The 11,753-nt window shown below is 68.3% G+C and carries 8 protein-coding genes; 4 read left to right on the forward strand and 4 right to left on the reverse strand.

Translation table 11 applies throughout. The features are described 5' to 3' along the window. Positions 1 to 132 precede the first annotated feature (132 nt). The 3 genes from SNOV_RS02210 (at position 133) to SNOV_RS02220 (ending at position 4,812) form a co-directional block, all read left to right on the forward strand. Positions 133 to 2,481 (forward strand): mechanosensitive ion channel domain-containing protein, encoded by a 2,349-nt coding sequence (locus tag SNOV_RS02210; RefSeq protein WP_041781916.1) that lies wholly within the window; start codon positions 133 to 135, stop codon positions 2,479 to 2,481. Between the two features lie 234 nt (positions 2,482 to 2,715). After that, positions 2,716 to 3,696 (forward strand): HlyD family secretion protein, encoded by a 981-nt coding sequence (locus SNOV_RS02215; RefSeq protein WP_013165275.1) that lies wholly within the window; start codon positions 2,716 to 2,718, stop codon positions 3,694 to 3,696. 117 nt (positions 3,697 to 3,813) lie between these two features. Then, positions 3,814 to 4,812 (forward strand): FUSC family protein, encoded by a 999-nt coding sequence (locus tag SNOV_RS02220; protein WP_013165276.1) that lies wholly within the window; start codon positions 3,814 to 3,816, stop codon positions 4,810 to 4,812. On the opposite strand, the gene SNOV_RS02225 is transcribed toward SNOV_RS02220, so the two are convergent. From SNOV_RS02225 to SNOV_RS02240, 4 genes are all read right to left on the reverse strand, one after another. Then, positions 4,813 to 5,148, reverse strand: coding sequence for a hypothetical protein (locus SNOV_RS02225; protein WP_013165277.1), 336 nt, complete (start codon positions 5,146 to 5,148; stop codon positions 4,813 to 4,815). It abuts the gene before it with no gap. A 140-nt stretch (positions 5,149 to 5,288) separates the two neighbouring features. Continuing rightward, positions 5,289 to 8,468 carry an efflux RND transporter permease subunit gene (locus SNOV_RS02230; protein WP_013165278.1) on the reverse strand — a complete coding sequence of 1,060 codons (3,180 nt, stop codon included), beginning with the start codon at positions 8,466 to 8,468 and terminating at the stop codon, positions 5,289 to 5,291. Positions 8,469 to 8,511: 43 nt separating this feature from the next. Further along, on the reverse strand, positions 8,512 to 9,813 hold the full coding sequence (locus tag SNOV_RS02235) for an efflux RND transporter periplasmic adaptor subunit (protein WP_013165279.1): 1,302 nt from the start codon (positions 9,811 to 9,813) through the stop codon (positions 8,512 to 8,514). A 16-nt stretch (positions 9,814 to 9,829) separates the two neighbouring features. After that, positions 9,830 to 10,666 carry an alpha/beta hydrolase fold domain-containing protein gene (locus tag SNOV_RS02240; RefSeq protein ID WP_013165280.1) on the reverse strand — a complete coding sequence of 279 codons (837 nt, stop codon included), beginning with the start codon at positions 10,664 to 10,666 and terminating at the stop codon, positions 9,830 to 9,832. A 154-nt stretch (positions 10,667 to 10,820) separates the two neighbouring features. On the opposite strand from SNOV_RS02240, the gene SNOV_RS02245 reads away from it, so the two are divergent. Continuing rightward, positions 10,821 to 11,750 carry a LysR family transcriptional regulator gene (locus SNOV_RS02245; RefSeq protein ID WP_013165281.1) on the forward strand — a complete coding sequence of 310 codons (930 nt, stop codon included), beginning with the start codon at positions 10,821 to 10,823 and terminating at the stop codon, positions 11,748 to 11,750. Positions 11,751 to 11,753 lie beyond the last annotated feature (3 nt).

Genomic DNA, 11,753 nt, shown 5'->3' on the forward strand with positions numbered 1-11,753 from the left:
AGGCCGGGGAACCTTTCCCGCAATGCAGCGTTAAATGGCGCGTGGCCGCATCTGCCGGTCGCATCCCCTCGTCCCAATCTGCGCGCCCGCCGGTCGATGCTGGCCAATGGGCCGCGAACGACGGAATGCTTCATGCCGCTGCGCGCGATACCCGGCATCCTGCTGCTCGCCCTTTGCGTCACCTTCGCCGCGCCGCTCAAGGCGCAGACGCTCGCTTCCCCGCCGGCCCAGCCGGCACAGACGACGCCCGAGAGCACGCGGCCCGAGGGCACGCGGCAGGATCTGCGCGCGCTGCTCGACACGCTGGAGGACGACGCGGCGCGGACGGCTTTCCTCGCCCGGCTGCGTGCGCTCGTCGAGAGCGGCACCGTTGCGCCGGAACCGGCGGCGCCGGAGCGCGACGACTGGCTGGCGGGCGCCACCCGGTCGCTCGGCAGCTTCTCCAACTCGGTCCTCGGCCTGGTCGGCGAGATCGAGCAACTGCCGGAACAGGCCGAACGCTTCTTCGAGGATCTATCCGATCCGCTGGTGCTCCAGCGCGTCGGCTGGGCGGCGATAATGGTCATCACCGTCCTCGCGGCGGCGCTGCTGGCGGAATATGTCGCCAAATTGCTGCTCTCCCGCCTGCGCCGGGCGGTGGAAGCGCGCCACGCGCGGGGTCTTCCCATGCGGGCTCTGCTGCTCGGCATACGCACGGTGCTCGACATATTGCCCATCGCCGCCTTTGCCGCCGCGTCCTTCGGCGTGCTGGCGCTGGTCGAGCTCAATTTCGTCATCCGGCTCGCCGTGGTCACAGTGATCAACGCCAATGTGCTGGCGCGGCTCATCCTCGCCGCCGGCAGGGCCGTGCTGACGCCGGACGCGCCGCATCTGCGGCTGTTCCCGCTGGAGAATGAGAGCGCGGCCTATGGCTATCTGTGGGTCAGGCGCTTCGCATACACCGTCGTCTACGGCTATTTCCTGTTGCGCGCCGCCTGGGTGCTCGGCCTCGCCCTGCCGACCTACCACTTCCTCAGCCATGCGCTCGGCCTGTTCGTCGCCGGCATGTGCATCGTGTTCATCCTGCAGATTCGCGCCGGCGTCGCTGCGCGCCTGCGCCGCATCGGCGCGCGGGAAGGCCGCGCGGCGCGGCTGCGCGATACGGTGGCGGACTTCTGGCATGTGCTGCTGATCGCCTACGTCGTCGCCGCCTACATCGTCCGTGTGTTCGATGTCGCCGGCGGCTTCGCCTTCCTCACCCAGGCGACGCTGCTCTCGCTCCTCACCGTCGCGCTTGCCGCGCTGGCGATCTCGCTGCTGCTGCGGGCCTTCGACAAGGTGTTCCGGCTGAACGGCGAGATGCGCGAGCGCTACCCGCTGCTGGAGGCGCGCGCCAACCGCTATCTGCCCGCGCTGCGCAGCGGCATGCAGGGGCTGGTGCTCGCGGTCGCCACGCTGGTGCTGCTGGAGATATGGGGCGCCAGGCCGTTCGAATGGCTGGCCTCCGACCACGGCCAGGGCGCGGTCGGCCGGCTCATTTCCATCGGCGTGGTGGTGCTGGCCGGGCTGATCGCCTGGGAGCTTGCCACCGTCTTCTCCGAGCGTCTGCGCGCCGGCAATCCCAGCTCCACCCGGCTGAAGACGCTGCTGCCCTTCCTGCAGAACGCCTTCCGCGTGGTGCTGCTGACATTGGGCGGGCTGATCCTGCTCTCCGAGATCGGGGTCAACATCGCCCCGCTGCTGGCCGGCGCCGGCGTGCTCGGCCTCGCCATCGGCTTCGGCGCGCAGACGCTGGTGAAGGACGTGATCACCGGCATCTTCATCCTGATGGAGGACACCATCTCGGTCGGCGACGTGGTGGAGGTCGGCGCCCATAGCGGGCTGGTGGAGAAGATCAGCATCCGCACCGTCCACATGCGCGACTTCGACGGCAACGTGCACTCGATCCCCTTCGGCGAGGTGCAGACCATCAAGAACATGTCGAAGGACTTCGCCTATGCGGTCATCGACGTGCGCGTCTCCTATCGCGAGAACATCGACGAGGCGCTGGCGCTGATGTCGGAGGTGGCGGCGGACATGGCGGCGAAGGGGCCGCTGGCCGAGACCATCGTCGCGCCCTTCGAGGTGGTGGGGGTGGAGGCGCTGGAGGAGAGCTACATCTGGCTGCGCGGCCGCTTCAAGACCCGTCCGCTCGGCCAGTGGAACGTCAAGCGCGAGTTCTACCGCCGCATCAAGGCGGCGTTCGACGCGCGCGGCATCGAGATCCCGTACCCGCACCGCACCGTCTATCTCGGCACCGACAAGAAGGGCGAGGCGCCGCCGCTGCGCCTCGTCAGCCAGCGGCCAGAGGACCTCTCCGCGCCCCAGCGTGCCCGCCGGGCCGAGGCCGCCCGTGCCGCCCGCACGCCCGGTCCGCTGATCGAGGAGCATCCCGGCGCGCGCGAGCGCAGCGAGGAGGACGAGGAGCCGATGCTCCCGACCATCGAGGAGCGCCGGCACTGAGGGCGGCTGCCGCCATCTGACCGTCATCCCCGGGCTTGACCCGGGGATCCACGACTTCTCGCCGGTACTCGCCCAAGGCGTGGATGCCCGGGCCAAGCCCGGGCATAACGGTCGCCGGGGACTGGTCATACGCTCGGGATAAGAGCACGCTCTCCGGCCTCTAGCCATTGAGCGCGGGCGGCAAAGCCGCGATGATGCGTCACCGCCCGACCCGCCGCGGAGACGCGCCCGTCCATGTTGAGTCGCCTTCTCCGCCATCCGGTGACGCTGATCGTCGGCGTGGTGGTCGCGCTTTTCGTCATCTACGAGATCAGCGTGCGCTTCTTCGCCTATACGGCGGACGCCTATGTGATGAGCGACATCGTCGTCATCTCCTCGCAGATCGAGGGGCCGGTCTCGAAGCTTGCGGTGCAGAACAACCAGACGGTCGCGGCGAACCAGTTGCTGTTCGAGATCGAGCGCACGCCCTTCGCGCTGAAGGTCCAGGAGGCGCAGGCGTCGCTGGCGCAGGCGCAGGCCAATCTCGGCCTGGCGCAGGACGAGGTGAACGCCGCCAAGGCCAACATCGCTTCCGCCCAGGCGATCCAGGCCAATGCGCAGGAGCAGCTGAACCGCATCAAGACGCTGTCGGGGGAGGGCTTCTCGCCGGAGGCGCAGCTCGACGTCGCCACCCGTGACGTTGCCACCGCCGGCGCGAACGTCTCCTCCACCCAGGCCCAACTCGCCGTGGCGACCCAGCGTGTCACCGTGGCGAATGCGGCGATCGGCTCCACCCAGGCGGAGCTGGCGCGGGCCGAATACGACCTCTCCAAGACCGTGGTGGCGGCGCCGGAGGCGGGGCGGATCACGCCCTTCACCACGCGGCTCGGCGACTATCTGCGGCCGGGCACCGAGGTGCTGGCGATCATCACCGATCGCCGCCGGCGCGTGGTCGCCAACATGAACGAGCGCCATCTGGAGCGCATCCGCATCGGCCAACGCGTGCTGCTGACCCTCGGCAACGATCCCTGGCAGCTGCATCTCGGGCGGGTGAGCGGCATCGCCGCCGGCGTCGCGCGCTCGCCGCACAATCCCGAGATCGTGCCCTATGTCGAGCCGACCACCGACTGGGTGCGTCTGCCCCGGCGCTTCCCGATCGAGATCGAGCTCGACGACTGGCCGGCGGGCGTCGGCCTGTTCAACGGCGCCGATGCCCGCGTGCTGATCTGGTTCTAGAGCCCTTTCCAATCAGGTGGAATCACCTGATTGATAAGAAAGTGCTCTAGATTCAATAAGCTGGAGCATGTTCTAATCGCGAAAGTCGGGCAACTTTCGCGGAACATGCTCAAGCCCATGGACGACGTCACGCGGCATGCCTTCGCCACCGCCACCGGGGTGCTCGCCGCCGTCTACATCTCGCTGGCCATGGGATGGCAGGACCCGTACTGGGCCGCGCTCAGCGTAATGATCATCGCCAATGTCGACCGCGATGCGCTGTTCACCAAGGGCGTGCTGCGCATCACCGGCACCTTCATCGGGGTGATCGGCGGCTACTATGTCGGCCAGTGGGCCGAGGGGCTGAACGCGCTGCAGGCGGCGCTGGTGATGATCGCCGCGGCGGTCGGCACCTATGGCCGCCAGCGCAGCGCCTATGGCTATGCCTGGTTCTATGGCGGGCTGACCTTCGCCCTCGTCATGCTCTACACCATGACGCAGCCCGAGCAGCTCTACGACTTCGCCTGGTATCGCTGCTACGAGATCGTTACCGGCGTGGTCTGCGGCACGCTGGCGAGCTGGGCGCTCGGGCCGCGCGCAGGCGAACTGCACGCCCGCCTCGTCGCGCAGGCGGCGGCGACCAGCCAGGTCAATGCCGAGCGCCAGTCGATGGTCGCGGCGGTCGGCGCGTTGATCATCATCGTCACCTGGTCGCTGTTCGACCTGCCGCAGCTGCCGCAGGTGCTGATCTCCAGCCTCATCATCATCGACAACGACCCGGTGGCGAGCCGCCATCGCGGCGCGCAGCGCATCTTCGGCTGCATCATCGGCGGCACGGCCGGGCTGGTCGTGATCGGGCTCGACGCCACCGACATGTGGTGGTGGGTGACGATGCTGTTCCTCGGCGTGTTCACCTTCGCCCGCATCCATCTCGGCGGGACGACGCAGGCCTATATCGGCACGCAGTCGGCAATCGCCTATCTGGTGACGCTGGTGGGCACCGGCCCGCCGACCACGCTGGAGCCGCCGATCGACCGCCTCGTCGGCATCGTCATCGGGGTGAGCATCATGACCACGCTGGTCTGGGCGTTCAATTCGGTGAAGCCGGCGGAGAAGGTGGCGGACGGACCGGCCTGATCAGTCCTGATCGCGGGCCGGGGCGATCTCGTCCAGCAGCGTCGCGACATCCGTGCCGCGCGGCACGGAACGCCAGCGGCTCGGCGCGCTCGCCGGAACCACCACCGCCGCGCCCTTGGGGCAGATGTCGAGGCAGTCGATCTCGACCACGGCGACGCGGGCGCCCTTGCGGCGCGGCTTCTTCATCGGCTTGCCGCCCTCGCGCCGGGCGATCTCCTTGCGCAATGCCTTGGGCAGCGACTGCTCGCCGTCCGGGCCGAAGCTGCCGCCGAGCTTCTTCGCGCATTTGCGGCAGACGAGGACGACGTCCGTCCAGTCGGTCTTGATGTGCTTCATGGTTGTCCCGGCTCTGTCGCGCACGCATGTGGCATCGCGAGGCCGGATTGTCGATGAGGGCCGGCCGGAAAGCTTTATGGGCCGCACGTCGAGGGGGGCGGGACGACGTGGGGTCCGGCTTTCCGGCCGGCCGCAAGCGCTCACTCCGCGGGATGAGCCGCGGGGAGCACCTCGCCGTGCTGACGCAGCGGGCGGTTGCCCGTGATCCGCCGCAGCAGCACATAGAAGACGGGCGTGAGGAACAGCCCGAAGAAGGTCACGCCGATCATGCCGGCGAACACGGCGACGCCCATGGCGTGGCGCATCTCGGCGCCGGCGCCGGTGGAGAGCACCAGCGGCAGCACGCCCATGATGAAGGCGAAGGAGGTCATCAGGATCGGCCGCAGGCGCAGCCGGGCCGCCTCGATCGCCGCATCCACCGGATTGCGGCCGACGAACTCCAGCTCGCGGGCGAACTCGACGATCAGGATGGCGTTCTTCGCCGACAGGCCGACCAGCACCACCAACCCGATCTGGGTGAAGATGTTGTTGTCGCCGCCGCCGAGCCAGACGCCGAACAGCGCCGCTAGCAGGCCCATGGGCACGATCAGGATGATCGCGATCGGCAGGGTCAGGCTTTCATACTGCGCCGCCAGCACCAGGAAGACGAGCAGGATGGCGATCGGGAACACCAGCGTCGCCGAGTTGCCCGCCAGGATCTCCTGATAGGTCAGGTCGGTCCATTCATAGTCGAAGCCGGGCGGCAACACCTCCTCGGCGATGCGCTTGGCCGCGTCCTGCGCCTGGCCGGACGAGAAGCCCGGCGCCGGCGAGGCGTTGAAGTCGGCGGTGAGGAAGCCGTTGTAGCGCTGCGCGCGTTCCGGTCCCGCCGTCTGCTCGACCTTGAGCAAAGCGGAAAGCGGGATCATCTCGCCGGAGATCGAGCGGACCTTCAGCTTGCCGATGTCCTCGGGACGCGAACGGAACGGCGCGTCGGCCTGCACGCGCACCGAATAGGTGCGGCCGAACTTGTTGAAGTCGTTCACGTAGAGCGAGCCGAGATAGACCTGCAGCGTCTCGAACACCGACTGGACGGGCACGCCGAGCTGGCGGGCCTTGGTGCGGTCGATGGCGGCGAAGATCTGCGGCACGTTGATCTGGTAGGTGGTGAACTGTCCGGTCAGTTCCGGCGCCGCCATGGCCTTGGCCATGAAGGCGTTGGTGACCTCGCTCAGCGCCTCGTAGCCCTGGCCGGCGCGGTCTTCGAGCTGGAGCTTGAAGCCGCCGACCACGCCGAGGCCCTGCACCGGCGGGGGCGGGAACATGGCGATGAAGGCATCCTTGATCACCCCGTATTTCTGGTTCAGCGAGGCGGCGATGGCGCCGGCGCTGAGCGAAGGGTCGGTGCGCTCCTCGAACGGCTTGAGCACCGAGAACACGATGCCGGCGTTGGACGAGTTGGAGAAGCCGGCGATCGACAGGCCCGGGAAGGCCACCGCGCTGGCGACACCCGGCTCGGCGAGGGTGATCTCCGTCATCTTGCGGATCACCTCTTCCGTGCGGTCGAGCGTGGCGCCGTCGGGCAGCTGGGCGAAGCCGACCAGATACTGCTTGTCCTGCGCCGGTACGAAGCCCGAGGGCACGGCCTGGAACAGCCACCAGGTGGCGCCCAGCATGAGCGCGTAGAAGATCATCACGAGGCTCTTGACCTTCAGCGTGCCGCGCACGCCGCTGCCATAGCCGCGCGAGCCGCGCGAGAACACGAAGTTGAAGCCGCGGAAGAACCAGCCGAACAGGGCGTTGATGACGCGCTGGAGCATGTCCGGCGGGGCATCGTGCCCGCGCAGCAGCAGCGCGGCCAGCGCCGGCGACAGGGTCAGCGAGTTGATCGCCGAGATCACCGTCGAGATGGCGATGGTGAGCGCGAACTGCCGGTAGAACTGGCCCGACAGGCCGGAGATGAAGGCCAGCGGCACGAAGACCGCGACCAGCACCAGGGCGATGGCGATGATCGGTCCCGACACTTCGGTCATCGCCTGATAGGCGGCGGCGCGGGGCGTCAGCCCGTTCTCGATGTTGCGCTCGACGTTCTCCACCACGACGATGGCGTCGTCGACCACGATGCCGATGGCGAGCACGAGGCCGAACAGGCTCAGCGCGTTGATCGAGAAGCCGAAGATATACATCACCGCGAAGGTGCCGACGATGGAGACAGGCACGGCCAGCAGCGGGATGATCGAGGCGCGCCAGGTCTGCAGGAACACCACCACGACGATGACGACCAGCAGCACGGCTTCGAACAGCGTGTGCACCACCGCCTCGATCGAGGCGTCGACGAAGCGGGTGGTGTCGTAGACGATGGCGTAGTCGACGCCTTCCGGCATCGTCTTCTTCACCTCTTCCATCGTCTTGCGGACGTTCTCGGCGATCTCCAGCGCGTTGGAGCCGGGGGCCTGGAACACGCCGATGCCGACCGCCTGCTTGTTGTCGAGCAGCGAGCGCAGCGCGTAGTCGGCGGCGCCGAGCTCAATGCGGGCGACATCACGCAGGCGCACCACCTGGCCGTCGGTGCCGGTCTTCACGACGATGTCGCCGAACTCCTCCTCGGTCTCGAGGCGGCCCTGGGCGTTGACGGAGAGCTGAAGGTCGACACCTTCGGCGGCCGGCGAGGCGCCGACGATGCCGGCGGCGGCCTGCACGTTCTGGGCGCGGATCTCGTTGGCGACGTCGCCGGCAGAGAGGCCGTGCTCGGCGATCTTCTGCGGGTCCAGCCAGACGCGCATCGAGTAGTCGCCGGCGCCGAAGATGTCGATCTGGCCGACGCCCGAGATGCGCGCCAGCCGATCCTTCACGTTGAGGACGGCGTAGTTGCGCAGATAGGTGATGTCGTAGCGGTCATTGGGGGAGAGAAGGTGCACCACCATGATGAAGTTCGGCGAGCTCTTCGCCGTGGTGATGCCCAGCGCGCGCACCTCTTCCGGCAGGCGCGGCTCGGCCTGGGCGACGCGGTTCTGCACCAGCTGCGTCGCCTTGTCGGGGTCGGTGCCCAGCTTGAAGGTGACGGTCAGCGTCATCACGCCGTCGGTGGTCGCTTGGCTGGACATGTACAGCATGTCCTCGACGCCGTTGATCTGCTCCTCGATCGGCGTCGCCACCGTGGCGGCGATGACCTTCGGGTTGGCGCCGGGATAGGTGGCGCGCACGATGACCTGCGGCGGCACCACTTCCGGATATTCCGAGATCGGCATCACCCGCAGGGCTAGGAGCCCCGCGAGGAAGATGACGACGGAGAGGACGCCGGCGAAAATCGGCCGGTCGATGAAGAATTTGGACAGATTCATAGCGTCCTCCCCCTTTAGGAGGCGAAAAGTCGGCGGCTAGAAATCAGCGCGCGGCGACGGAAGTGTTGGGGTTCGCCGCGCTGGCGGTCGTGTTCATCGGCACGATTTCTGGCGCCAGCAGCGCGCCGGGACGCACGCGCTGCAGGCCGTTGACGACGATGCGCTCGCCTTCCTTCAGGCCGCTCGCCACCACGCGCAGGCCCTCGCTCGGCGGGCCGAGCTTGACCTCGCGATAGACGGCCTTGTTCTCCGGATCGACCACGAAGACGTACTTCTTGTCCTGGTCGGTGCCGATGGCGCGCTCGTTGATGACGAGCGCCGGCTCGGTCTTGGCCCGGCCCATGCGCACGCGGGCGAACTGGCCCGGCACGAGACGGCCGTCCGGATTGTCGAACACGGCGCGCAGGCGGAAGGTGCCGGTGGCGGTATCGACCTGGTTGTCGACGAGCTGGAGATGGCCGCGCGCCGGCTTCTCGCCGGTGGTGGCGGTGGTGATCTCGACCGGGATGCGGTCGATCTCGCCCAGCACGTCGCCGTTGCCGAGCGTGGCGAGGGCCTCGCTCACCGCACCTTCGTCGGCCGCGAAGCCGACATAGATCGGGTCGACCGAGACCAGCGTGGTCAGCACGGGCGAGGTGGGCCCGGCCGAGACGAGGTTGCCGACCGTCACGTCGATGCGGCCGACGCGGCCGTCGACCGGCGCGCGCACCTCGGTGTAGCCGAGGTCCAGCTTGGCGGTCTGCACATCGGCCTGCGCGGCACGTAGATTGGCCTGCGCTTCCTTGTAGTTGTTGGTGCGCTGGTCGAGGTCCTGCACCGAGACGACGCGGGAATCGACCAGTTTCTGGCCGCGGTCGAGCTCGTTCTTGGTGAACAGCAGCCGCGCCTCGGCGGCGGCGGACTGCGCCTCGGCGCGGTCCAGCTCGGCCTGGAAGGGCTCGGGATCGATGGTGACGAGCAGCTCGCCCTGCTTCACCAGCGCGCCCTCGCGGAAATGGATGGTCTTCACCGCGCCGGCGACGCGCGGGCGCACCTCGACGCGCTCCACCGCCTGCAGGCGGCCGGAGAACTCGTCCCATTTCATGGTGTCGCGCGGCTCCAGCACCGCCACCGCGACCGGCATGGCCGGCGGAGCGGCCGCGGCGGGCGCCGGATCGGTCGCCAGCGCGTTGCTGCTCGGCCAAGCCAGGAACACCGCCGCGCCGGTAGCGAGCGCCGCCAGCGTCAGGACGACGCCGGCCTCCCGCCAGCGGTGGCGCTTATGCTGCGACGCAACGTCGCGAGCGATCTCAACGTGTACGATCTGGCTCGAACCAGCGTCGTTGCCGAGGTTGTCGTTGCTCATGGCGGTCTCCTGGCCCTCAGGCCCGAATAGTGCGAACGGGGCTGGCGGAATGCTCCGCCAGGAAATTCTGAAAGAGGTCGCGCAGCGGCGCTTCCCATTGCGGGCTGGCGTCGATGCTGGCGTCCATGCTGGCGTCGATCTCATCCGGCGAATCCGCCGGCGTCTCGAGCACGCTGGTCTCCACCGCGATGCCGCTTTCGGCGAGGCGGCGGGCATAGGCGAGGCTCTCGTCGCGCATCGGGCAGTCGCTGCAGGTGATGATCAGCGCCGGCGCGACGCCGGCGAGCCTGCGCGAGCCGAACGGCGCCGCATAGGGGTGCGCGGCCTTGTCGGCCGAGCCGAGATAGCGGTGCCAGCCATCCGCCCATTTGCAGCCGGCAGCGCCCGCTTCCGCCGCATGGATCGAGCCCGTACACAGCGAGGGATCGATCATCGGCGAGAGCAGGATCTGGCCGGCGACCGCCGGCGCACCCTGGTCGCGCGCCATCATCGCCAGCGCCGCGGCGAGATTGGCGCCGGCCTCCTCGCCGGCGACGAAGAGGCGCGACCCGCGGCCCGCCCATTTCGCCCGCTGCGCATGCAACAGGCCGAGGGCGGCGAAGGAGACGTTGAGCGCGGCCGGAAAGGGGTGCTCGGGCGCCAGCGGATAGTCGGCGGAGACGACGACCGCCCCTGCCTCGGCCATCAGCTGGCACACCTTGACACTGCATTCGAGGTCGCCGTCGGTGAAGCAGCCGCCATGCAGGTGCAGCACCAGCGGCGTCGGACGCATGGACGCGGCCGCACGATAGACGCGGACCGGCAACGCCGTCCCGTCCATCTCCAGCCTGTCCTCGGTCCACAATGCGGTCATGGTGCCCACCATCGAAACGGGCAGGCCCGATGCCCACCCGATTTCGTCCTATTGCAGTGCGGCGAAAACTAGTATCTTGTCCGTGCCGAAAAAATACCCGTCTGGTGATTTCATTATTCACATACGGAAATAATCAGGCAGTAGGAGCCCAGGCATGGACCAGATCGCCGCCATGCGGGCCTTCGTCCGGGTCGTCGAGGCGGGCAATTTCAGCCGTGCGGCCGACCTGCTGGAGATGCCCAAGCCGACCATTACCAAGTTGATCCAGCAACTGGAATCGCATCTGCGCACCAAATTGCTGAACCGCACGACGCGGCGCGTCGGCGTGACGCCGGACGGCGCCGCCTATTACGAGCGGGCGCTGGCGCTGCTGTCGGACCTCGACGAGCTCGACGGCTCGATGACCAAGGCGCAGACCACCCCGTCCGGCCGGCTGCGCGTCGATGTCGGCTCGTCGCTGGCGCTCAACGTGCTGATACCCGCCTTGCCGGACTTCCACGCCCGCTATCCCGACATCCAGCTCGACCTCGGCGTCTCCGACCGGCCGGCGGATCTCGTCGGCGAGAACATCGACTGCGCCATACGCGGCGGCGAGCTCCTGGACCCCAGCCTCATCGCCCGCCGCATCGGCCAGGTGGAGCTCGTGATGTGCGCGACGCCGGGCTACATCCAGCGCCACGGCATGCCGCAGCACCCGCGCGACCTGCGCGACGGGCACCGCGTCATCGCCTATTTCAGCCCGCGCACCGGGCGGCGCTTCGCCTTCGACATGATCCGCGGCGAGGAGACCTACGAGCTCGATCTGCCCTATGCGGTGGCGGTGAACGATTCCACCGCCTATCTCGCCGCCTGCCTCACCGGGCTCGGCATCGCCCATGCGGTCGAGCCGATGATCCAGCCCTATCTCGCCGCCGGCACGCTAGTGCCGGTCCTGCCGGAGTGGCGCGGCGAGCCGATCGTGCTGCACGTCGTCTATGCGCCCAACCGGCATTTGAGCAGCCGCCTGCGCGTCTTCGTCGACTGGGTGGCCGAGCTCTTCGCCTCCGGCAACGTCTATCGCCGCCGGCCGGAGGCGTTGTTCTAGGCC

The sequence above is a fragment of the Ancylobacter novellus DSM 506 genome (genome assembly GCF_000092925.1).
GTDB lineage: Bacteria > Pseudomonadota > Alphaproteobacteria > Rhizobiales > Xanthobacteraceae > Ancylobacter > Ancylobacter novellus.